Source organism: Amycolatopsis sp. NPDC114478, from assembly GCF_055633805.1.
This window is the reverse complement of sequence record NZ_JBVKDO010000005.1, coordinates 1-22263: the sequence shown is the minus strand read 5'-3', so window position 1 is coordinate 22263 and position 22263 is coordinate 1. Positions and strand designations below refer to the sequence as shown.

The following is a 22263-nucleotide window of genomic DNA, read 5'->3' as shown; positions in this document are numbered from 1 at the left end:
TCGATGACGACAGTTGAGACGCCAGAGGATCTTCCTGCTGCCGGAAAGCAGCCGAAGTCCACCAAGGCGAAGATCCTCGACGTCGTCAGATGGGTCGCGATCCTGCTGGTCATCGGCTTCGCGGCGAAGCAGCTGGCCTCGAACTGGGGCGAGTTCTGGCACACGCTGCGTGACGTGGCGTGGCAGTCGTCCCTGCTCAGCCTGGTGGCCCTGGTCGCGGCGATCATGGTGTCGACGTGGGGCTGGCAGGTCATGGTCGATGACCTGGGCAAGCCGATCGGCTACGCCCGGGGAGCGCAGATCTGCCTGGTCGGCTCGCTCGGCAAGTACGTCCCGGGATCGGTCTGGGCGTACCTGCTGCAGATGGAGCTGGGCCGCAAGGCGGGCCTGGCCCGCGCGCGCATCTTCACGGGCTCGCTGATCCAGCTGGGCGTCGGCGTGGTGTCGGCTCTGGTGGTCTCGCTCCTGGCCGCGCCGGCGGTGTTCAGCAACAGCCCGCGCGCAATGTGGCTGTTCGTGCTGATCCCGGTCGGCCTGGCGATGCTGCACCCGAAGATCCTGACGTGGGGCACGTCCCTGGTGCTGAAGCTGCTGCGCCGCCCCCCGCTGGCCCACCCGCTGGGCTGGAAGGTGGTGGGCAAGGTCTTCGGCGCCTCGACGGCGGCGTGGTGCCTCCAGGGGATCCACCTGTGGCTGCTGGCGAACTCGGTGGGAACGCCGGGCTTCAGCGGGTTCGTGCTGTGCGTGGGCGCGATGGCGGTGGCGATGACGGTGGGCACGTTCGCGTTCATCCTCCCGAGCGGAGTGGGAGTGCGCGAGGTGGCCCAGGTAGCGGTCCTGACGGCGAGCGGCCTGACGGTCGGCCAGGCCACGGCGTTCGCGGTGGCCTCCCGGGTGATGTTCACGGTGGCGGACCTGCTGACGGCGGGCATGGCAGCGATCGCGGCCCGCTCAACCCGCCGCCCGGCGGTCACCTCCGCCTGACCCGAGCCCGCTGGTGGTTTATCCACAACCGCTCGCGCCGACTTGCGTCCAACCTCGCTCGACGGCGGAATCCGAGCCCGTCCCAGACCGCGCTCTGCAGCATGTAACGCCTGGTCAGTGGGCAGATCGCCGGGCCACGCCAGAGTTGTCCACCACCTGTCCCCAAGCTATCCACAGCCTCGACGCACATGTGGACAACTTCGGCTCAGGGGAGCTGAACCGGCCTTTTTGTCGCCTGCCGCCGATAGACTGGCCAAGGGGCTGCCCGGCGTCCTGGGGCGGCCACCGGGTTCCGATCACGGAACCCGACCGGCGATCAGGATCAGCTTGTTCCGGCTCGGGGCCTCGACGGACCACCTTCGGCTGTGTGCGGTTTCGCAGCGGCTTGGGAGGCCGCGCGCCCCCGGTGCGGTGGTCGATCCCGGCGAGCTGCTTCTCTGCTGCCGACCACTTGCTTTACCTCAAGGCACCAGCCGGTAAATCACCGCGTCCGAATTGCGCCAAGCCTCCTTCAAAAACGGCTTCCCCGCCAACCCCACCAACCCCGGCTGATAAGGCTCCGCGGGCGCCGGCAACGGCACCCCCAAAATCACCCACCGCACGTTCAACCGCTTGACCGCCGCTCGCACCGCCGGGTCCGTGTCGTAGTCGCGAAACCGCTCCGCGAGCAACCGCGCGTCCGAAGGCGGCAAAGTCTGGTCGTAGTGCGCCGCCACCGTCCGGACCCCCGATAGCGCGTACGTCCACGCCGTTCCGTCGAAGCGGTCGTTCATCGCCCACTCGCCCGGGGCCGCCAGCTTGCCCAGCTCCACCATCGCCGCTTCCTCGCCCGGCGTCACGTGCAACTGCGAAGGGTCCGCCGCCTGGTAGCCCGTGTACACCCGTTCTCCGTTCGAGCGGAAGTACAACCCGTTCGACAGCACCACGAAACCCAGCAGCACCACCACCGCGACCGCCACCGCCGGCACGCGCTCGGGCAACCGCTCGCGCAGCCACGCCTGCGTCGACGCCAACCCGTGCGCCGCCAGCACGCACAGCGGGATCGCCGCCATCGAGAAGAAGCGGTACGGGTCGTCCCACCACGGGCGGGACAGGGCCATCACCCACGGCGCGTTCGACGACGCCACCACCATGTACGCCAGGCCCGTCACCGCCGCCGTCAGGCCGATCCAGCGCAACGCCCCCGCCCGCGCGAAGAACACGATCCCCAGGAACAACGCCACCGACAGCCACACCTGCGGGTGCGCCTCGAAGTGCTGGAAACTCAGCAACGCACCCAACGCCGTCGACGCGCGCCACTCGCTCGGCCAGCCGAAGTACGGGACGTCGCCCGTGGCCAGGCCCAGCGCTCCGAACAACTGCAGCCAGGCCACCAGCAACGACACCACCGCGATCGGCAGCAGCGCCAGCAGGTCACGCCCGATCCGCCGCCACGACGACAACCAGCGCTGCACCAGCACCGGTCCCGCGAACAGGATCCCGCCGAACAGCGTCGACGAGTGGATGCACAGCAACCCCACCGCCGTGAGCAGCAGCACGAACCCCGTGTCCGGTGCGACCCGATCCAGGTACCGCCGCAACGCCACCGCCGCCAGCGGTGTCAGCGTCACACCCAGCGCGAACGGCAGCAGCGGCCCGCGGTCCATCGACTCGTAGACGCCCATCACCGGCGCCACCGCCGTCAGCGCCACCGCGCCCGCGAACACCGCGCGCCCGCGGAACTCGCGGACCAGCGTCACCAACGACAACGCCAGCAAACCCGGCAGCAGCAGCGTGTTCGCGTCGAGCGTTGCCGGGATCGACCCGCCGCTCAGGCGGTAAGTCACCGACGCCAGCAGGTGGTAGGCGTTGGGGTAGAACACCGGCAGCGCGTCGCCGTACCAGTTCACGTGCCCGGTGCCGAACAGGCCGCCGTCGCCGGTGTCGGCGATGTAGCGGACGGCGTTGCCGTGGTACACCGCGTCGAAACCCTGCGGCAGCGCGCCGATGTGGCCCAGTCCGCGCAGCGTCGCGTAGAAGCCCACCGCCGCCCCGAACAGCAGGCACGTGCCCACCGCGAGGTGCCCGCGACGGTCCCACAGCCCGGGTTCCGGCTCGGGTGCCCAGCGGCGGACCGTCAGTTTCCGGACACCGTAACCGATCGCGGTGAACACCAGGGTCGAAAGGGCGTACGTCAGCGGGGTGAACGACCACCCGACCGCCGCCGTCCACGGGCCGGTCAAACCGCCGATCGCGTAGCTCAGCAACGGTGCCAACCCGGCCAGGGCCCAGCCGCGCAGTCCCACGGCAAGGCCGGTCAGCAGGCCCGGGACGGCGATGACGGCAATGGCAACGCACACGGAGAGCACGCTGGAGACTAAGCCGCCGATGATCAGTGCGCGGTCCCGGGGTTGGAGTCCGAACGCGACACTCCGTCGCGATACCCGAACGGGTTATATTGACCAGTGCGTTTCCCTGCTTGACTGACGCCGGGCGGAGCGATCTTCACGAGGGGGCCGGGTGGTCTACGCGGTCGTGGTGGCGTGGCTGGTCCTCGCCGCGATCGTGGTGCTGACCTGGGGACGCCTCGACACCGACCGCGGCTGGCGCGGCTTCGTCCTCGCCCTCACGCTCGGACTTTCGCTGCTGCACCAGCTGCTGTTCGCCACCGTCACCGAAGACGCGCTCGTGTCGTTCCGCTACGCGCAGAACATCGCCGACGGGAACGGCCCGGTGTTCAACCCCGGTGAACGCGTCGAGGGCTACACGAACTTCCTCTGGCTGGTCCTGATCGCCCTCCCGCGGGCCGCGTTCGGCGCCGACGTCCGGACGGCCGCCGTCGTGTTCGGGGTCGTCGCCGCGCTCGGCTGCGTCCTGCTCTCCTGCTTCCTGGTCAACCGGATCGTCGCGGCGGCCGCCCCGGCCGGTGCCGAGCCGCGCCCGGCGATCGGCGTCGCCGCCGCGGTGCTGACCGCGAGCGCCGGCGGCCTGGCCGTCTACGGGCCGTCCGGCTCCGAGGTCGCGTTGTTCGTCCTGCTGCTGCTCGCCGTCTGCTACTCGCTCGTGGCGCGCCGGCCGGTGGTCGCCGGGGTGCTCGTCGCGTTCGCCGTGATGACCAGCCCGGAGGGCCTGGTGGCCGGCGTGCTCGCCGGCCTCTGGCTGGTCGGGGCCGCGCTGAAGAAGAAGCACAGCTGGTGGGCACCGGTGGGCTACCTGCTGGGCGCGCTCGTGTTCCTGATCCCGCGGCTGGCCTGGCGCGCGACGTTCTACCAGCACTTCCTCCCGGCGCCGCTGGCCGCGAAACTCGGCGGTCCGCTCGGCTCGCAGGTCGACGCCGGCTGGCCGTACCTGTCCGGGTTTGCCTTGGCGCACCAGGGTTTCCTGCTGCTCGGCCTGGTCGCGGCGGTCGCGCTGTTGTTGCGTCGCACCAAGCCCGCGTTTCGGGGGTTCCGGGTGGCGGAGCCCCCGGCCCGGGGCGAAGCCCCGGTTGTCACAGCCGCCGAGGCTCGCACGCTGATCTGGCTGCTCTTCGCGATGGCGGTGGGGCTCGCGGCCGCCGCGGTGCTGATCGGCGGGGACCCCGGGCCGGCGTGGCGGGTGCTGGCCCCCGTGCCGCCGCTGATCGCCGTCGCGAGCGTCGCCACCTACGGCGTGCTGACCGTGGACGCCGAGGCGAAGCCGTCCCCGCGGCCGAGGGCGTGGCCCGCCGCGACGCGGCTGGTGCCGGTGACCGCCTGCGGGCTCGCCGGCATCGCCGTGCTCGTCTCGGTGTTCAGCCCCGACATGCTCGACCGCGTGCGCGACTGGCGTGCCCACGGCGACGAGCTCAGCGCGATCGGCGGCTGGCTCGGCCAGTACCTGCCGCCCGGGTCGGTCGTCAGCGCCGCCGCGCCCGGCGCGCTCGCCGCCAACGGCGGCCAGCTGCTCATCGTCGACGTCCTCGGCCGCACCGACGACCACATCGCCCGCGACGGGCGGCACGCCGCCGGCGTCGCGACCGACTACGACTACGTCGTCAACGGCCGCCGCCCGACCGTCGCCGTGCCCGCCGACAGCGGCTACGCCGACCACCAGCACTGCGTCATCGACCCGGTCTACGCGGGCAAGTACGAGGTCGCCACCTTCCGCCGCGTCGGCACGCCCTACTGGGTCTCGGTCTACCCGCGCGCGGAGCAGGCGAAGTCGGTGGTCACGGACCTGGACCGGGGCCCGGACTTCCGCTACGTACCCTGTCCTTCGTGAAGCTCGACGTCCCGAAAGCGCGCCTGGGTGCCGAAGCCCGGCTCGGGATCGGAGTCTTCGGGACGTCGCTCCTGCTCTTCGTGGTCCGGTTCCTGGTGCCGCGGCCGATCGCGATGTCGAACAACGGCGACGGCGGCCGCGTGCTCTGCGGCGCCGGGATCACCTGGAAGGGCCTGCCCGAGCCGTTCGTCCACCTCGCCTACACCGCCGCGCCGGGCGCGCCGCCGTGCCGGCCCACCTACCTGCTGACGCAGAGCTGGCTGGCGGAGGCGTCCGTCGGGCTCGCCCGGCTGGCCGGCTTCCCCACGACGCTGAGCCTGGTCGTGCTGGGCCTGCTGAGCAGCATCATCGCCGCGGCGGCCGTGACGGCTATCGTGCTCGGCCTGCCGTACCCGGTCCGCGTCCGGCTGGCCGTCGCGGCCGGGCTCCTGCTGGTCGTCGCCGACTCGGCGTTCTTCGGCTACTTCGCGGCGATCCTCGGCGAAGGCGCGGCCTTCCTCGGCCTCCTGCTGATCGCCGGCGGCCTGCTGCTGACCGCGCGCGAGGGCCGGTGGAGCTACGCGGGGATGGCGGTGACGTTCGCCGGCGGCGTCCTGGCGGTCAACGCCAAGGTCCAGATGCTGATCATCCTGCCGATCCTCGCGCTCGCGGTGCTCCTCGTCCGGCCGGGCGCGCTGCGCGGGGCGAAGCGGTGGGCGGCCGCGGCACTGGTCATCGGGGCCCTCGGCGCCGTGACGCTGTTCGCGCAGCAGGGCGTCGAACCCGCCCGCGCGCCCGACGGCACGTACACCGCGTTCCCGGGCGACGACTCGCGCGAGATCAACATGGTCAACTCGATCTTCCTGAACATCGTCGACGGCCGGCACGACACCCAGGCCGACCTCGCCGCGCTGGGCCTGCCGCCGTCGTTCGCCCAGTACGCGGGCAACGGCTGGTGGCACCCGCACCCGGTGACGCTGGACCCGCTCTACCCCACCTACCGCGACAAGATGACCCGCGAGAACGTCCTGGGCTTCTTCGCGAGCCACCCCGGCCGGACGCTCGAGGTGCTGGACCGCGCCGCGACCGACCAGCTGACCGCCCGCCCGGACTACCTCGGCAGCTTCGACCAGGAGGCCGGCTTCGCGCCGCACGCGCAGGAGTACCGGGTCCCAGTCGTGTCGTGGCTGACCCGCATGATCAGCCCGCTCGGCTTGTTCGCACTGGTGCCGATCTGGCTGTTCGTGCTGGTCAGGGCGTGGGTGCAGCGCCGCGGTCCGCTGGGCGTCGTGCTGTTGTTCCTGCTCGCCGTCTCGCTGACGCAGTTCGGCACGGCGGCCCTCGGCGACGGCATCGAGGGCGTCAAGCACCAGTCCGTCGCGCTGTTCACGATCCTGCTCGCGCTGGTCCTGGCGGCGCTGCCTCAGTCGCGGTCGAGCGAACCGCGGTGGGGGAGGAACTCCTCGGTCGGCGGGCCGTCGTCGGCCGACGGGACCCGCGTCGGCGCCGGCTTCGGCCAGAACGGCGGCACCTCGAGCAGCACGAACACGAGCAGCCCGGCCAAGCCGACCAGGAAGATCGTCGACGACGACGCCAGCTGGTAGTTCACGGCCAGGTACAGGAAGAACACCACGCCGACCCAGATGCGCCGGGCTTCGCCGCGGTGCTCGTCGAGCACGACCGCGACCAGCCCGAGGACCAGCGGCGCCATCATCACGAAAACGCGCTGGGTGTCCGTGGCGACCAGCCGCCCGGCGAGGCAGCACAGGCCCAGCCAGACGCTGGACACCAGCAGCAGGCTCTTGGTGCCGCTGCGCCGGTGTTCGCGGTAGAGGCCGTAGGCGAAGATCAGCCAGAAGAAGCTGAACGTGCTGTACAGCGCGGCCTGGTCCACGCCCTTGTTCGACGACAGGGCGAACCGGATGTTGCCCAGCAGGCCGCTGTTGGCCTGGCCGGCGCCGAACCCGTAGTCGCCGCCGATCAGCGCCTGGGCCCACAGCCGGAACGCGAAGTACAGGCCGCCCGCGACGACCACGGCGACCAGCCCGCCGATGACCTGCTTGTCCCGCAGCGACCGCGACCGCGTCCACGCCGCCAGCGGGTACAGCGGCGCGAGCAGCAGCGTCGTCTCCTTGTTGATCGCGCCGACGACGATCACGAGCGCGAACCAGATCAGCCGCCGGTCGAACAGCAGCCACAGCGCGAGCAGGTAGAGCAGGTTGTTCAGCGGGTCGACCAGGTACGGGTTGCTGAACGCGTACGGCGCGTACCAGAACGTGCAGGCCAACGCGACCGCGGCGAGCGCCGAGGTGTACAGCCGCAGGTTCAGGCGGACCCAGAGGAACTCGAAGAAGACGATCGCCGCGGCCAGGACCAGCACGAACGTGAACCCCAGCCACACCGAGTCCAGCGAGATACCGGTGAACCGGTTGACGGTGTGGACGAGCCACGGGCTGAGCATCCGCAGCGCGAACGGGTTGTCGACCCGGGCGCCGGTCTGCACCGACATCGCGTAGTACTCGACGGCGTCGCCCCACGCCTTCTCGTGCGCGTTCGGCTGCACGGGGGCGTAGGAGATGAGGTTGAGCAGCGTCACCGTGGCCAGGCCCAGGTACACCGCGACTCGGTGGCCGGCTCGTCGCACAGGCGATTCGATCACTGTCCCCACGCCGAAAGCCTAGTGGTCGTTCGTTCGGCGTGAGCTTCGCCCGGTTTGTGGCCTTCACCGCTTGAACGGTCGCCAAGAACCTACGGTCCCGTAACCTGGCGCGATGGCTGACCTCGTGTACCCGCCCGTGATCGCGGCGGCCCGGACGATGTTCCGGGTACTGGACAACCGCATCACGATCGAGGGCGCGGAGCACATCCCGCGCCACGGCGGTGCGGTCATCGCCTGCAACCACGTCAGCTACCTGGACTTCATCTTCTGCGGCCTCGGCGCGCGCCCGGCCAAGCGGCTGACGCGGTTCATGGCGAAGAAGGAGATCTTCGACAACCGGATCGCCGGGCAGCTGATGCGCGGGATGCACCACATCTCCGTCGACCGCTCGGCAGGCCTGGCCTCCTACCGCGAGGCACTCGGGAAGCTGCAGGCCGGCGAGGTCGTCGGCGTCTTCCCGGAGGCGACGATCAGCCGGTCGTTCACCGTCAAGGAGATCAAGTCGGGCGCGGTCCGGATGGCCGCGGCGGCGAACGTCCCGGTCGTGCCGATGGCCCTGTGGGGCACGCAGCGGCTGTGGACGAAGGGCCGGCCGAAGGACCTGACCCGCCGGCACGTGCCGATCTCGATCCTCATCGGCGAGCCGATGCACCCGGCCAAGGGCGACGACTGGGACGTCGTGACGAAGGAGCTGCGCACCCGGATGAGCGCGTTGCTCGACCGGGCCCAGGCCGGCTACCCGGACCAGCCCGCCTCCGACGAGGAGCGCTGGTGGCTGCCCGCCCACCTGGGCGGGACCGCGCCGACCCCGGCCGAGGCGGCCGAGCTCGACCGGCGCTAGAACAAGACGGTCAGAACCAGCGCTCGAGAACCTGCGCGACGCCGTCCTCACCGGCCGGGCCGGTGATCTCGTCGGCCACCGCCTGCGCCCGCGGGTGCCCGTTCTCCATCGCGACGCCGTGGCCGGCCCAGCGCAGCATCTCGACGTCGTTGGGCATGTCGCCGAAGGCGATCACCCCCTCCCGCTCGACGCCCAGCCGCTCGGCGACGTCGGCCAGGCCGGTCGCCTTCGTGATGCCGTGCGCGGACAGCTCCACCAGCCCGCCCGAGGATGAGTAGGTGACGTCGACCTCGCGGTCGAACAGCGCGTTGACCGCGTCCGCCATCTCCTCCGACGACATCCCGATGTGGCTGACCAGCAGCTTGATCGCCGGGTGGCCGAGCACCTCGGCGCGCGGCGCCGTGCGGCCTTCGCCGTCGCCCCACGGGTTGTGGTACTTCGGCTCGATCACGAAGCTGCGCATCTCGTGGTCGGCGTCGGTGCTGACGCGTTCGGCGGCCAGCCGGCAGCCGGGGACGGCCTTGTCGAGCGCGTGCCCGATGTCGTGGAGCAGCTCGGGCTGCAGCAGCCCGTGCACCGCGACGACCTCCTCGAGGCCGCAGTCGTACAGGACGGCGCCGTTCGCGCACACGGCGTAACCGGTCAGGCCGAGGGGCTTGGCCACGGGCGCGATCCACCGCGGCGGCCGGCCGCTGGCCAGCACGAACGGGACGCCCGCCTCGATCGCCCGGCGGACGGTCGCGATGGTGCGGGCGCTGAGCGATTCGGAGGGGCCGAGCAGGGTGCCGTCGACATCGGACGCGATCAACTGGGGTCTCTCCACCCCGCCATTGTCCCTGACACGTTCGGGGGAGGACTTGCCCATCCGTGCGACTGTCGGTGGTAACCGATAGCGTCCGGAACTGTGCGAGTAGGCATCGTCATTCTCCCTGAAGATCGTTGGTGGGCCGCCGAGCCGAAGTGGCGCGCGGCCGAGGAGTACGGCTTCGACCACGCGTGGACGTACGACCACCTGGGCTGGCGCAACCTGGTCGACGGCCCGTGGTTCTCCGCGGTCCCGACCCTGACCGCCGCGGCGATGGTGACGTCCCGGATCCGGCTGGGCACGTTCGTGGCGTCGCCGGTCGCCCGGCACCCGGTGCCGTTCATGCGCGAGCTGACCACCTTGGACGACGTCTCCGACGGCCGGTTCGTCCTGGGCGTCGGCGCGGGCGTCGACCACCAGCACTACGACGGCGCGGTGCTCGGCGCCCCCGAGCTGACGGCCAAGCAGCGCGCCGACCGGTTCACCGAGTTCGTCGAGGCACTCGACGGGCTGCTGATGACCGACAAGTTCGACTTCGACGGCGAGTACTACCGCGCCCACGGGGCTCGCAACCTGCCGGGCACGGTCCAGCGCCCGCGGCTGCCGTTCGTGGTCGCGGCGAACGGCCCGCGCACGATGACGCTGGCCGCGCGCTTCGGCGCGGGCTGGGTCACGACGGGCCGGGGCGGCAAGACCGAGGACGAGTGGTGGGCCGGCATCAAGCAGCTCACGGACGTCTTCGACGAGCGCCTCGACGCGGCCGGCCGCGAGCGGGCGAGCATCCAGCGGCACCTGAGCCTGGACGCGTCCCCCGTGTTCTCGCTGAGCAGCGTGGAGGCGTTCCGCGACGCCGCGGGCCGCGCGGGCGAGCTGGGCTTCACCGACGTCATCGCGCACTGGCCGCGGTCGTCCTCGCCGTACGAAGGCCGCGAAGCGGTGCTGGAGCAGGTCGCGAGCGACGTCCTGCCGGAACTGCACGCTGGTCCGAACGGGTGACATCCGGCTAGCCGGGAAACCGATTGCCGTCCCTCAGGCGTCCATCACTGCAGACGCCAGAGATCACCCCGGGGGTGGTTGGGGGACGGAGGGCCCTCGTGGCCGCGGCACGGGGCGCCGCGGCCACGAGGGCTTTGTCATTTGACGATCTGGTAGATCACGGCGCCCGGGTTCCGGTACACCTCGCGCACGAAGTCGTGCCCGTCGAGGTGCCGCAGGCCCGGCGCGATCGGGGTGTCGCGGCGGATCGTCCCGCTGCCGACCAGCACGTAGTGGATGTTCAGCCGCTGTGTGGCCGCGCGGACCTGCGGGTCGCTGTCGTAGTCGCCGAAGTGCAAGGCCAGGTAGAGCGCGTCCGGGGGTGCGACGCCCGCGTCGTAGTGGCCGGCCACCGGGTGCACGCCGGTCAGCGCGTACATCCAGGCCGTGCCGTCCATCCGGTCGTTGAGCACCTTCTGGTCGGCCGGGATCCCCAGCGTGCCGAGGTGCTCCATCGCGTCGATCTCGTCCTGGCTGACCGGCGGGACGGTCTCGCCGGGCAGGCCGTTGTAGTACAGCAGCGACACTGTCTTGGCGTTGGCCGCGCGGTAGAACCCGCCGGTCAGCACGCCCATCGCGACGACCAGCAGCACCGCCGTCGCCAGCCCGACCCGGCCGGTCAGCCACGGCCGGGCACGCACCCAGGCGCGTCCGCTCGCCAGCTTCGCCGCCCAGCGCTGGGCCTCGCTCATGCCGTGCGCGGCGAGCAGGCACATCGGGATCGCGGCCAGCGCCATCAGCCGGAACCGGTCGTTCCACCAGGGCCGCGACAGCGTGATCACCCAGTCTTCGCCGCCGAAGCACGCGACGACGACGAACAGCGCGGACAGCCCGAGCGCCGAGAGCACCACCCAGCGCATCCGCCGCAGCGCGAGCAGCGTCAGCACGCCGACGGCGAGGAAGACCGTCAGCCAGATCTGCGGGACCGGCAGCACCTGCTTGAACGTCGCCAGCATCGCCAGCGCCTTCCACACGGGCATGTGCGAGCCCCAGGCGTGGTACGGGTACGACCCGGACGTGAAGGTGATCGCGCCGAGGATCATCGGCGCGGACAGCACACCCGCGGCGGCCATCACCGGCACCATCCGCAGGACGTCGTCGCCGACCACCCGCCAGGCCGGTCGCCCCTCGGGCACGCCGTCGAGGCGCTTGCCCCGCAGCGCCCGGTACCAGCGCTGCACGACCAGCGGGAACGCGAACAGCAGGGCTCCGAACAGCGCGCTCGAGTGCGCGGCCAGCAGGCCGGTCGCGCTCAGCGCCAGCACCGCGCCGGTGTCGACGCCCGGCCGCACGACGAACCGCTGCAGCGCGACCACCGCCAGCGGCGTCAGCACGATCCCGAGCGCGAACGGCAGCAGCCCGCTCGACACCGACTCGTACGCCCCCGTCGTCGCGCCGCCCGCGACCAGCGCCACGCTGGCGCCGAACACCGCGCGGCCGCCGAGCTGGCGCACCAGCGCGACCATGGCCAGCGCGAACAGCCCGGCGATCGGCATCGTGACGGCGTTGAGCGTGACCGGGACCGACGTCCCCGACAGCTGGTAGACCAGGGCCCCGACCAGGTGGTAGGCGTTCGGGTAGAACGAGCCGTCCGGGTACCAGTTGATGGTGCCCATGCCGGTCAGGGAGCCGTCGCCGGTGTCGGCGATGTAGCGGATGCCGTTCGCGTGGAAGACGGTGTCCCAGCGCTGGAACACCGCGGTCGTCCCGCCGCGGCCGGTGATCACGACGGCGATCGACACGGCGGTGGCGACCGCCACGCAGGCCGCGACGGCGAGGTGCGCCCGGCGCGACCACGGCTCCGGCGGCTCCTCGGCGCCCGGCGTCATCCAGCCGCGCGCGATCGAGACCCGGCGCAGGCCGTGGAGCACGCCGGCGAGCAGCAGGGTGCAGGCGGCGACGCTCAGCGGGCCGTACGGCACGTGCGCGATCGCCAGCCACGGGCCGGCCAGGCCGGTGATGGCGTAGCTGAGCAGCGGCGCGAGCCCGGCCAGAGCCCAGCCGCGGACGCCGGCGGCCCAGCCCACGACGCCGCCGGGCACCGCCAGGACGGCCACATATGTGGCCACGGCGGCGAAGTAGCTCCAGAAGTCCTCGGGTGCAGGCACTGCTTTCCAGGTGTGTCGTAGGCCGAAATGTGATAGTCGGGTGCGAGCCGGGTCAGCGACCCCCGTACCCTCGACGCCCGTGAGCGCGCACACGAACCCCGCACAGATTACTGAAGACGATTTCGCAGGTTACGACCTCGTCGTCGTCGGGTCCGGTTTCTTCGGCCTGACCGTCGCCGAACGGGCCGCGGCCGAGCTGGGCAAGAAGGTCCTGATCCTCGAGCGGCGCAGCCACCTCGGCGGCAACGCGTACTCGGAGGCCGACCCGGAGACCGGGATCGAGGTGCACAAGTACGGCGCGCACCTGTTCCACACCTCGAACAAGCGCGTCTGGGAGTACGTGAACCGGTTCACCGAGTTCACGAACTACCAGCACCGCGTGTTCGCGCGGGTCAAGGACCAGGTCTACTCGTTCCCGATGAACCTGGGCCTGATCAACCAGTTCTTCGGCAAGTCCCACACCCCGGACGAGGCCCGCGAGCTGATCGCCAAGCAGTCCTCCGAGTTCGAGACCGCCAACGCGCAGAACCTGGAGGAGAAGGCCATCTCGCTGGTCGGCCGTCCCCTCTACGAGGCGTTCATCCGCGGGTACACCGCGAAGCAGTGGGAGAACGACCCCAAGAACCTCGGCGAGAACATCATCACGCGCCTGCCGGTCCGCTACAACTTCGACAACCGGTACTTCAACGACACCTACGAGGGCCTGCCCGTCAACGGGTACACCGCGTGGCTCGAGAAGATGGCCGAGCACGAGAACATCGAGATCCGGCTGAACGTCGACTACTTCGACGTCCGCGAGCACATCCCGGCGGGCACCCCCACCGTCTACACCGGGCCGCTGGACCGCTACTTCGGCTACTCGGCTGGCCGGTTCACCTGGCGCACCGTCGACTTCGAGTCCGAGGTCGCGCAGACCGGTGACTTCCAGGGCACCTCGGTCGTCAACTACAACGACCAGGAAGTCCCCTACACCCGCATCATCGAGTTCCGGCACTTCCACCCGGAGCGGGACTACCCCAAGGACAAGACGGTCATCTTCCGCGAGTACTCCCGCTTCGCGGGCGAGGAAGACGAGCCGTACTACCCGATCAACACGCCGGACAACCGCGAGAAGCTCGAGGCCTACCGCGAGCTGGCCAAGACCGAGGCGCGCGAGAAGAACGTGCTGTTCGGCGGCCGGCTGGGCACGTACAAGTACCTCGACATGCACATGGCCATCGGCTCGGCGCTGTCGGCGTTCGACAACAAGATCGCCCCGCACCTGACCGACGGCGCGCCGCTCGACGGGTCCCTCGATGCTTGAGAAGGGGCAGCCCACCGGAGAGGTGGCGGTCCTGGCGAAGGCGCAGGGCTTTCTGAAGAGTGAAGCTTCGGTGAAGGCTGCGCGCGGCATGTCGCACTTCGGCGAGCACGCTCTCGGCTGGTTCGGCCTGGGCCTGCTCGGTGCCGTCGTCGACAAGAAGCGCCGCAAGGACTGGCTGGTCGCGTCGGCCGGTGTCGTGGGCGCGCACGCCGCGTCGATCGCGGTGAAACGCGTGGTCAGGCGGCCGCGACCGGACCACCCGAGCGTCGAGGTCCTGGTCGGCACGCCGAGCAAGCTGAGCTTCCCGTCGTCGCACGCGACGTCCACGACGGCGGCGGCGGTGCTCTACTCCGGATTGACCGGGCGTAACCTGGTGCCCGCCCTGGTACCGCCGATGCTGGCCTCGAGGCTCGTGCTCGGCGTTCACTATCCGACAGACGTCCTGGCCGGTGCAGCTCTCGGGGGGCTCGTCGGTGGTCTGATACGACGGAAGCTGAAGAAGAACCCATGAGCGAAACGACCGAGCAGCGCAACAGCGACGAAGCGGCCGTGACTCCTGAGGCACCGGAGACACCGGTGACTGAAGTGTCTTCGGAGACCTCGACGGCGACTGCCGCCCCCGGGCCGTTGGGCCTGGTAGCCGGCGTCATCAAGACGGCCCGGCCCCGGCAGTGGGTGAAGAACGTCCTGGTCTTCGCGGCCCCGTTCTTCGCGTTCTCGAAGTCGACCGACCGCACCGGTCTCCTGATCGACGCGGTCATCGCCTTCGTGGCCTTTTCGCTGACAGCGAGCTCGGTCTACCTGATCAACGACGCCATCGACGTCGAGGCCGACCGGGCCCACCCGACCAAGCGCAACCGGCCCATCGCGGCCGGGATCGTGCCGGTCCCCGTCGCGTACGGGGCCGCGGTCGTGTTCTTCCTGGCCGGCCTCGGCGTGTCGTTCACGGCGAGCTGGCAGCTCGCCGTCGTGCTGGGCGTCTACGAGGCCGTCCAGCTCGGCTACTGCTTCGGCCTGAAGCACCAGCCGGTGGTCGACCTGGCCATCGTCGGCTCGGGCTTCCTGATGCGCTCGATCGCCGGCGGCGTCGCGGGCGGCATCGCGCTTTCGCAGTGGTTCCTGCTGGTCACGGCGTTCGGCTCGCTGTTCATGGTCGCCGGCAAGCGCTACGCGGAGATCATGCTCTTCGAGCGCACCGGCGCGAAGATCCGCTCGTCGCTGAAGAAGTACTCGGCCAGCTACCTGCGGTTCGTCTGGGCGACGTCGGCGGCGATCCTGATCATGTCGTACTGCCTGTGGGCGTTCGAGATCCGCCAGACCGAGCACAACTCGGTGTGGGCGCTCATCTCGATGGTCCCGTTCCTGGTGGCGGTCCTGCGCTACGCGGTCGACGTCGACGGCGGCATCGCGGGCGAGCCCGAAGAGATCGCGCTCAAGGACCGCATCCTGCAGGTGCTGGGCGCGAGCTGGGTTATCACGCTGTTCCTGGCGTTCTACCTGTGAGGTCTCATGGCGGATCGACAGGTGGGTTTCAGCTTCCGCACAGCTGAGCGGCGCACCCTGAAGTGGTGGGGGCGGGCACTGCGCCCGTCCCCGGGATCACAGGAGCGACGATGAACGACCAGCCGCGCGAAGTCCCGGAGGGGACTGAAGACCCGACCGTCGAGCAGCCCACGGCGCCGGCCGCGGCCGACCAGCCGACCACGCGGCAGCCGGTGACGTCGGGCGAGGAGCCCGCGACCCAGGCGGTTCCCACGCCCGCGCAGCCTTCGGCCGAAACGACTGCCTTCCCGAACGCTGCGCAGGGTGAGCCCGCCGGGACCACCGCCCTGCCGAACGCGGCGCAGGGCCAGCCCGCCGCCGGGACCACCGCCCTGCCGAACGCCGCGCAGGGCCAGCCCGCCGCGCAAACCCCCGCCGGGACCACCGCCTTACCGAACGCGGCGCAGGCGGGCGACCAGACCGCGGCCCACGGCCAGCAGCCACCACCGGCGCCACCCACTCCGCAGCTCTCCCAGCCCGGCCCCGGCCAGGCCTACGGCGCCTGGGGGCCGCCCGCCGCGGCCGCCCCGCGGCAGCCCGGCGGCTTCCGGCGGTTCGTGGGGCACCGCGCCACCCAGCTCGTCGGCGTCGGACTCCTCGGCCTGCTGATCGGCGGGGGCATCGTCGGCGGCATCGCCGCCGCCACCTCCCACGGCGGCGGCCCCCGCGGCGGCCATCCCGGCATCCACCGGCAGCACAACGGCGGCAACCAGGGCCCCGACGGCCGCGGCTTCCCCGGCCGCGGCGGCGGGAACACCGGCAACTCGGGCAACTCGGGCGATGGGAACGGCATCTGACCGCTGTGGGCTGAGCCACCCGCACCCCGCTCAGATCACAGAAGCGTCACGGGCGGGGTACGGTGTCCCGGATGCGAAGCGCCTCCGCAGAACTCCCCGAGGCCGCCGGTGCGCTACCGGCGGCCGTCCCCGTTGCCCGCTCGTGGGCCCTCCCGGCTGGTGCCGCGGCGGCCTCCGCGCTGATGTTCGCCCTGGTCAGCAGCCATCTCATCGATGACACGTACATCACGCTGTCCTACGCGAAGAACCTCGCCTTCCACGCCCACTGGGGCCTGATCGAGCAGGGAACGGCGAACACCGCGACGTCCCCGCTGAACGTCCTGGCCCTGGCCGCGGTCACGTTCGTCGTCCGCGACGCCGTGCTCGCCGCCGGGATCGTGTTCGTCGCCGCCCAGGTGCTGCTCGTCCTCGGCCTGCGCCGGCTCGGCGAGCGCACCGGGCTGCCGGCGGCGTTCGCGCCCGTGACGTTCGCCTTGCTGCTGCTCAACCCGCTCCTGCTGTCGTCGGTCGGGCTGGAAGTCGCGCTCGGCGCCACCGGCGTCGTCTGGACGCTGGTCTACGCCGGCGAGCGCAAGGCGGGCCGGCTCGGCGTCGTGATCGGGCTGCTCGCCCTCGTCCGGATCGACCTGCTGCTGATCGCGGCGGTGCTGTTCGCGGCCCGCCGCGAGTTCTGGACGGGCATCTGGCGCACGGTCTTCGCGACCCTCGCCGTGACGCTGCCGTGGTTCGCGTTCAGCTGGGTCGTGCTCGGCTCGGCCGTGCCGGACACGCTGGTCATCAAGATCAGCCAGCAGTCGTGGGGCCCGTTCAGCTTCACCAACGGCCCGCTCCTGTACTGGCGCAACTTCCCGGCCGAGGCGGCGCTGTCGTTCCTGCCGCTGCCGCTCGCGGGCCTGGCCGGCGTCGTCTGGATCGTCCAGTACCGCCGCGGCTCCGAAGCGACCCGCCGCCTCACGCCGTTCGCGGCGCTGGCCGTCGCGGGCGCCCTGCACTACCTGGCCTACAGCCGCCTCGGCGTCCCCCCGTACCACTGGTACTACGCGCCCAGCATCATCGGCGCGACGATCTTCCTGGCGGCGTGCGCGAGCGCGGTCCCGGAACGCGTCCGCCGCGGAACGTGGACGGCGGCGGGCGTGGTCCTCGTGGCGAGCCTCGCGGCGTACGCGCTACCCGGCCTGCCCCGCCAGTTCGCGCCGATCACGAGCAACCACGCGTCGACGACGGAGTACCGCGAAATCGGTCAGCAGCTGGCCTCGATCGCCCACGGCCGCAAGGTGGAGACGGCGGGCGAGATCGGCGCGCTGGCGTACGCGTGCGACTGCGAGCTGGTGGACGAGTTCTCCGACCGCGGCGCGGTCGACCCGGCGATCAGCGAGACGAAGCGCCGCAGCGGCGACGTCGGCCGCGCGCTGCTGGAGGCCAACTTCCACAACTTCGACCACAGCGTCGCCCCGATCAGCCCGGACCTGGTCCTGGCCACGACCCGGCGCACCCCACCCCCCACGGCGCTGGCGAGCTGGCGGATCGACTCCCCGTGGATGGGCACCCAGAACCTGTACCTGATGCCCGTTCACGCGGCGGGCAGCTGATCCCGGCCGCGGAACAGCCGGTTCATCGTCCCCTCCCGGGCCAGCAGCACCTGCGTGACCACCTGGAGCAGCACGAAGCTCCCGATCGACAACGCCGTGTCGAGGCCCGGCACCGCGTCGACCGGGAGCGTGTACGCCATCGCGATGCTGCCCGCGCTGTGCAGCAGCCCGCCGACGCCCCACACGACCGTCAGCACCCGCCAGACGCGCCGGAACGACGGCGTGTCCGCCCACCGAGCCTCCAGTGCCGCGGCCCGGCCGGGCACCAAGGCGAGCGTCGCCTGGTACGTGGTCGGGCGGCGGCCGATCCGGAGGCTCGCCAGCATCCACACGCCGATCAGCACGCTGAACCACGCGCCGCGGACCAGCTGCAGCCGCGCGTCGCCGGTCAGCAGCGTCGTCGCCAGGCTCACCGCGACGATCAGCAACACGAAGACGCCCATGCCGTCGACCCGGCGGTGCCGCGCGGCGAGGTAGAGCACCCGCAGTGCAGGCGGGAGGCCGCTCAGCGTCAGCGCCCAGACGGGCGCCACGTCGAACGCGCGCAGCAGGTAGTAGCCGCCGACCGGGGCGGCGAGGTCGCAGAGCAGCGTGCCGAGCATGTCCCCGAGCATCGCGGACGAGGCCGGCCGGCGGCATCGTCGAGCCGGTTCGTCACGCATCCACCGTTCGGTTGATGCCCAGCCGCTGCCGCGTGAGCTTCAGGCCGAGGACCACGCTGACCACGGTCAGCACGGTGTCGAGGACCGGCACGACGTCGACCGGCAGCGTGAACGCCATCACGACGACGGCGCACCCCAGCAGGAGGCAGCCGACGCCCCACCACAGCGTGGCCGCACGCCAGCGCTCGCGGAACGGCCGGGAAAGGCTCCACACCCGCTCGAGGTGCTCGGCGCGGGCGGGCTGCAGGGTGCGGGCCGCCCGGAACAGCAGCGGCCGCCGCCCGACGACCAGGCTGGCCAGCATGACCGCGCCGAGTGGCAGCGTGATCCACGCGCTGCGGACGAGCAGCAGCCGGGCGTCGCCGGAGAACACCGCCACCGCGGCGTTGACCAGCAGCACGGCCAGCACGAACGCGCTGATCGGATCGATCCGCCGGTGCCGCGCCAGGACGTACCCGGTTCGCAGCACCGGCGGGACGGCGCCGACCAGCAGCGCCCACAGCGCGTCGACCTCGAAGGAGCGCAGGACGTAGTACAGGGCCATCGGGAGGGCGACGTCGCGGAGCAGCACCATCAGCCCACCGCGGTCGCTCGTCGTGTTCACCATGGTGACAGTCTGTTTCGACTGCCTGGCGCGCACATCGGCGTGCGGGCTGGGCCCGGATGGAAGTCCGGGTCAACCCGCGGGTGGAGATGCCTCAGATGGGGAGCTTGCGGAAGATCGGCCGCGGGACGTGCCGCAGGGCCGACATCACCAGCCGGAACTGCGCCGGCGCCCACACCAGGTCCTTGCCCGCGCGTGCGGCCGCGACGGCGGTGTCCGCGACCTGCTCGGCCGTCTGCGCCAGGGGAGCGTCCTTCAGGCCCTCGGTCATCTTCGTCTTGACGTGCCCCGGGCGGACGACCGTCACCTGCACGCCGTGCGGGGCGAGCGCCTCGCCGAGGCCCAGGTAGAAGCCGTCGAAACCGGCCTTCGTCGAGCCGTACACGAAGTTGGACCGGCGGACGCGCTCGCCGGCCACCGACGACAGCGCGATCACCGTGCCGTGGCCCTGGGCCTTGAGCTTCTCCGACAGCGCGACGCCGACCGACACCGCCGCGGTGTAGTTCACCGTGGCCAGCTCGACGGCCTTCGCGTGGTCCTGCCAGACCTCTTCGGGGTCGCCGAGCAGGCCGAACGCGACGACCGCCACGTCGATGTCGCCGCCCTCGAACGCCTTGGCCAGCACCGCCGGGTGCGACGCCGTGTCCTTGGCGTCGAAGTCCACAGTGGACACTTCGGCGCCGCGGTCCTTCAGGCGCTGCGCGGCCGCGTCGAGCCGGGGCGACGGCCGGGCCGCGAGCACGACCCGCAGCGGCTTCTCGGCCAGGTACTTCTCGGCGATCGCCAGCGCGATGTCGGACGTGCCGCCGAGCAGGAGCAGGGACTGGGGGTTGCCCACCGCGTCGATCACAGTTCGAGCCTCCGGCTCATGTCAGAGGCGAAAACGCCTTCGGGGTCAACGGAAGCGCGGATCTTGCGCCACTCTTCGAGCCGCGGGTACATCTTCGCGAACGTCTCCGCGGAGGTCCGGGAGTCCTTCGCGGTGTACAGCCGGCCGCCCGCGGCCAGCACGGCGTCGTCGACCTCCAGGCAGAACCGGCTCAGGCCGTCCTTGATCGGGAAGTCGACGCTGAGCATCCAGCCCGGCGACGGCCACGACATGGGCGCCGGGTTGGCGTCGCCCATGCGCTTGAACACGTTGAGGAACGAGTAGTGGCCCGACGTCGCGATCCGCCGGCAGATGGCCTTGAGCTGGTCCTCGGCGCCGAACGGCACCGAGAACTGGTACTGCAGGAAACCCTTGGAACCGTAGGCGCGGTTCCACTCGCTCAGCATGTCCAGCGGGTGGTAGAACTGCGTCAGGTTCTGGATCTTGCCGCGCGCGCCCTTCTTGGGCACGGTCTTCTGCCACAGCTCGTTGATCAGCCCGAACGTGAGCTTGTTGCCCAGGCCGTTCGGGAAGACGTCCGGCAGGGTCGCCAGCTGCGGCGCGTCGAACTTCAGCGGCTCGGAACGCAGCTTCGGCGGCAGCTCGTCCAGCTTCGCGAGCGAACCGCGCGAGAACGTCGCCCGGCCGAGCCGGTGGTCCGAGGAGATCAGGTCCGGCACCGACATCGAGTAGTCGTAGGTCAGGTCGGAGCCGTCGGTGAACAGGCCGAGCGTCTCGTCGAGGCTGGCCGTGCGGTCGGCGTCGACGATGAAGTACGCGGTCTCGGTCTTCTTCATCCGGACCGTGGCGCGGACGATGATCCCGGTCAGCCCGATGCCGGCGACGGTCGCCCAGAACAGCTCCGACTCGGGGCCCTCCGGCGTGAGCGTGCGCACCTGGCCGTCGGCGGTCAGCAGGTCCATCGACACGACGTGGTTGCCGAAGCTGCCCGCGCTGTGGTGGTTCTTGCCGTGGATGTCGTTGGCGATCGCGCCGCCGATCGTCACCTGGCGGGTGCCCGGCAGCACCGGGACCCACAGGCCGTACGGCAGCGACTCGCGCATCAGCTTGTCGAGGCTGACGCCGGCGTCGAGGTCCACGAGACCCGAGTCCGGGTCGATCGAGTGGATCCGGTCGAGCGCGGTCATGTCGATGACCAGGCCGCCCGCGTTCTGCGCCGGGTCGCCGTAGGACCGGCCGAGGCCACGCGCGATGACGCCGCGACCGCCGGCCTGGCGCACGGCCCGGGCGATGGTCTCGACGTCCGGCGTGGTCAGGACGTCGGCGACGGTCGGCGCGGTGCGTCCCCAGCCGGAAAGCGTGCGACGCTGTGTCTCGGGGGAGTGGGTCACCCGACCAGGGTAGCCACGCCGAACTACGCCCGGAACGTGACCCTGAAGTGCTCGTCTCTACACTTTGCGCATCAAGGCACAAGCGCCCGCGCGGGTGACCATGACTCAGGCAACGAGGTAATGCAGTGGTGGCGACCGATCCGCAAGCCGACATCGCAGCTGCTCAGCCGTCCGACATCGGACTGCTCGGGCAGCTCATTCGCTTCGCCCTGATCGGCGGCTTCTGCGCCCTGGTCGACCTGGGTACCTACACCCTGCTGACCCAGGTGGCCGGGATGGCCACCTCACCGTGGGTCGACATCGCTCGCGCTATCTCTTTCATCGTGGGCACGACCACGGCGTTCTTCCTGAACCGGAAGTTCACCTTCTCGGGTGGGCGCCGCGACGGCAAGGCGCAGATCGGCTCGTTCGTCCTGCTCTACACCGTGACGTTCTTCGTCGCGGTCGGGGTGAACCAGCTCATGCTGCACGTGCTGCCGGAGTCCGCCTGGCAGCACACCCTGTGCTGGGCCGTGTCGCAGGCCACCGCCACGGTGATCAACTTCGTGATGCTCAAGTGGGTCGTGTTCCGCGAGCCGTCGACCGAGGAGAACTGAGGAACTCAATGCCCGGTAAAACAGCCACCCCGGCGCCGGCCACCGAAGCCGGCGCGGCCGCCGAGACGCGGTTCACCGAGCACACTCCGCAGGGTCGCCTGACGGCGCAGCGCGGGCTCTACGCCGGCCCGGCGCCGATCGTCAGCAAGGACCTCTACGCCGAGCTCGAGTGGGGTTCGGCCGTGCGCGAACGTGCGGTCATCACCCTCGAGCCGGCCTCCAAGGTGTCCGGCAACACGTACTTCGGGCGCTTCCCGGCCAGCTACTGGCAGCGCTGGACGACCGTCACCGAGGTCTCGGTCGAGCTCGTCGTCACCG

At 71.1% G+C, this 22263-nt stretch carries 18 protein-coding genes and 1 pseudogene; 12 read left to right on the top strand and 7 right to left on the bottom strand.

All coding sequences use genetic code 11. The annotated features are described in order from the left end of the window. Nucleotides 1-3: 3 nt before the first annotated feature. Nucleotides 4-984, top strand: coding sequence for a lysylphosphatidylglycerol synthase transmembrane domain-containing protein (locus ACZ7OH_RS15990; protein WP_470281478.1), 981 nt, complete (start codon nucleotides 4-6; stop codon nucleotides 982-984). Between the two features lie 461 nt (nucleotides 985-1445). Here the strand turns inward: ACZ7OH_RS15990 and ACZ7OH_RS15985 are convergent, their stop codons facing one another. After that, a complete protein-coding gene (locus ACZ7OH_RS15985; RefSeq protein WP_470281477.1) occupies nucleotides 1446-3332 on the bottom strand; it encodes a DUF6541 family protein in 1887 nt (628 codons plus the stop codon). 151 nt (nucleotides 3333-3483) lie between these two features. On the opposite strand from ACZ7OH_RS15985, the gene ACZ7OH_RS15980 reads away from it, so the two are divergent. The 3 genes from ACZ7OH_RS15980 (at nucleotide 3484) to ACZ7OH_RS15970 (ending at nucleotide 8684) form a co-directional block, all read left to right on the top strand. Beyond that, on the top strand, nucleotides 3484-5205 hold the full coding sequence (locus ACZ7OH_RS15980; RefSeq protein WP_470281476.1) for a hypothetical protein: 1722 nt from the start codon (nucleotides 3484-3486) through the stop codon (nucleotides 5203-5205). Further along, entirely contained in the window at nucleotides 5202-6788 is a 1587-nt protein-coding gene (gene wsfD, locus ACZ7OH_RS15975; protein WP_470281475.1) for a glycan biosynthesis hexose transferase WsfD, read from the top strand. Before ACZ7OH_RS15980 ends, wsfD begins: the two co-directional genes overlap by 4 nt. A gap of 1167 nt (nucleotides 6789-7955) precedes the next feature. Next, nucleotides 7956-8684: a lysophospholipid acyltransferase family protein gene (locus ACZ7OH_RS15970; protein ID WP_470281474.1), complete on the top strand. Its 729-nt coding sequence runs from the start codon at nucleotides 7956-7958 to the stop codon at nucleotides 8682-8684. A 10-nt stretch (nucleotides 8685-8694) separates the two neighbouring features. Here ACZ7OH_RS15970 and ACZ7OH_RS15965 read toward each other — a convergent pair whose 3' ends face one another. After that, nucleotides 8695-9492, bottom strand: coding sequence for an HAD family hydrolase (locus ACZ7OH_RS15965; protein ID WP_470281850.1), 798 nt, complete (start codon nucleotides 9490-9492; stop codon nucleotides 8695-8697). 96 nt (nucleotides 9493-9588) lie between these two features. On the opposite strand from ACZ7OH_RS15965, the gene ACZ7OH_RS15960 reads away from it, so the two are divergent. Then, complete coding sequence (locus tag ACZ7OH_RS15960) at nucleotides 9589-10485, top strand: LLM class flavin-dependent oxidoreductase (RefSeq protein WP_470281473.1); 897 nt, start codon at nucleotides 9589-9591, stop codon at nucleotides 10483-10485. A 137-nt stretch (nucleotides 10486-10622) separates the two neighbouring features. Here ACZ7OH_RS15960 and ACZ7OH_RS15955 read toward each other — a convergent pair whose 3' ends face one another. Next, the gene (locus tag ACZ7OH_RS15955) at nucleotides 10623-12632 is read right to left on the bottom strand and encodes a DUF6541 family protein (RefSeq protein ID WP_470281472.1); all 2010 of its coding nucleotides are present in this window, start codon (nucleotides 12630-12632) and stop codon (nucleotides 10623-10625) included. A 79-nt stretch (nucleotides 12633-12711) separates the two neighbouring features. Between ACZ7OH_RS15955 and glf the strand changes: the two genes are divergently transcribed. The 5 genes from glf (at nucleotide 12712) to ACZ7OH_RS15930 (ending at nucleotide 17863) form a co-directional block, all read left to right on the top strand. Then, entirely contained in the window at nucleotides 12712-13935 is a 1224-nt protein-coding gene (gene glf, locus ACZ7OH_RS15950; RefSeq protein ID WP_470281471.1) for a UDP-galactopyranose mutase, read from the top strand. Then, nucleotides 13928-14446 carry a phosphatase PAP2 family protein gene (locus tag ACZ7OH_RS15945; protein ID WP_086677332.1) on the top strand — a complete coding sequence of 173 codons (519 nt, stop codon included), beginning with the start codon at nucleotides 13928-13930 and terminating at the stop codon, nucleotides 14444-14446. The genes glf and ACZ7OH_RS15945 overlap by 8 nt, the downstream gene beginning before the upstream one ends. Further along, nucleotides 14443-15438 (top strand): decaprenyl-phosphate phosphoribosyltransferase, encoded by a 996-nt coding sequence (locus ACZ7OH_RS15940; RefSeq protein ID WP_470281470.1) that lies wholly within the window; start codon nucleotides 14443-14445, stop codon nucleotides 15436-15438. Before ACZ7OH_RS15945 ends, ACZ7OH_RS15940 begins: the two co-directional genes overlap by 4 nt. Nucleotides 15439-15548: 110 nt before the next feature. After that, on the top strand, nucleotides 15549-16274 hold the full coding sequence (locus tag ACZ7OH_RS15935; protein WP_470281469.1) for a hypothetical protein: 726 nt from the start codon (nucleotides 15549-15551) through the stop codon (nucleotides 16272-16274). A gap of 71 nt (nucleotides 16275-16345) precedes the next feature. Continuing rightward, nucleotides 16346-17863 carry a hypothetical protein gene (locus ACZ7OH_RS15930; RefSeq protein ID WP_470281467.1) on the top strand — a complete coding sequence of 506 codons (1518 nt, stop codon included), beginning with the start codon at nucleotides 16346-16348 and terminating at the stop codon, nucleotides 17861-17863. Here ACZ7OH_RS15930 and ACZ7OH_RS15925 read toward each other — a convergent pair. The 4 genes from ACZ7OH_RS15925 to ACZ7OH_RS15910 form a co-directional block, all read right to left on the bottom strand. After that, nucleotides 17845-18465, bottom strand: a complete 621-nt coding sequence (locus tag ACZ7OH_RS15925) for a VC0807 family protein (protein ID WP_470281466.1) — start codon at nucleotides 18463-18465, stop codon at nucleotides 17845-17847. The two genes, ACZ7OH_RS15930 and ACZ7OH_RS15925, sit on opposite strands and share 19 nt — an antisense overlap. Nucleotides 18466-18517: 52 nt before the next feature. Continuing rightward, complete coding sequence (locus ACZ7OH_RS15920; RefSeq protein WP_470281465.1) at nucleotides 18518-19132, bottom strand: VC0807 family protein; 615 nt, start codon at nucleotides 19130-19132, stop codon at nucleotides 18518-18520. A 91-nt stretch (nucleotides 19133-19223) separates the two neighbouring features. Further along, a complete protein-coding gene (locus ACZ7OH_RS15915) occupies nucleotides 19224-19979 on the bottom strand; it encodes a decaprenylphospho-beta-D-erythro-pentofuranosid-2-ulose 2-reductase (RefSeq protein WP_400901499.1) in 756 nt (251 codons plus the stop codon). Continuing rightward, on the bottom strand, nucleotides 19976-21349 hold the full coding sequence (locus ACZ7OH_RS15910; protein WP_470281464.1) for an FAD-binding protein: 1374 nt from the start codon (nucleotides 21347-21349) through the stop codon (nucleotides 19976-19978). Before ACZ7OH_RS15910 ends, ACZ7OH_RS15915 begins: the two co-directional genes overlap by 4 nt. Before the next feature lie 125 nt (nucleotides 21350-21474). Between ACZ7OH_RS15910 and ACZ7OH_RS15905 the strand changes: the two genes are divergently transcribed. Together ACZ7OH_RS15905 and ACZ7OH_RS15900 are read left to right on the top strand one after the other, a co-directional pair. After that, nucleotides 21475-21945, top strand: coding sequence for a GtrA family protein (locus ACZ7OH_RS15905; protein WP_470281463.1), 471 nt, complete (start codon nucleotides 21475-21477; stop codon nucleotides 21943-21945). A gap of 8 nt (nucleotides 21946-21953) precedes the next feature. After that, nucleotides 21954-22263 (top strand): annotated as a pseudogene (locus tag ACZ7OH_RS15900) (glycosyltransferase); the annotation flags it as partial.

Coding starts and splice junctions, on each gene's coding strand:
- ACZ7OH_RS15990 (WP_470281478.1), top strand. CDS start 4: ATGACGACAGTTGAGACGCCAGAGGATCTTCCTGCTGCCGGAAAGCAG.
- ACZ7OH_RS15970 (WP_470281474.1), top strand. CDS start 7,956: ATGGCTGACCTCGTGTACCCGCCCGTGATCGCGGCGGCCCGGACGATG.
- ACZ7OH_RS15945 (WP_086677332.1), top strand. CDS start 13,928: ATGCTTGAGAAGGGGCAGCCCACCGGAGAGGTGGCGGTCCTGGCGAAG.
- ACZ7OH_RS15940 (WP_470281470.1), top strand. CDS start 14,443: ATGAGCGAAACGACCGAGCAGCGCAACAGCGACGAAGCGGCCGTGACT.
- ACZ7OH_RS15935 (WP_470281469.1), top strand. CDS start 15,549: ATGAACGACCAGCCGCGCGAAGTCCCGGAGGGGACTGAAGACCCGACC.
- ACZ7OH_RS15930 (WP_470281467.1), top strand. CDS start 16,346: ATGCGAAGCGCCTCCGCAGAACTCCCCGAGGCCGCCGGTGCGCTACCG.
- ACZ7OH_RS15925 (WP_470281466.1), bottom strand. CDS start 18,465: ATGCTCGGCACGCTGCTCTGCGACCTCGCCGCCCCGGTCGGCGGCTAC.
- ACZ7OH_RS15920 (WP_470281465.1), bottom strand. CDS start 19,132: ATGGTGAACACGACGAGCGACCGCGGTGGGCTGATGGTGCTGCTCCGC.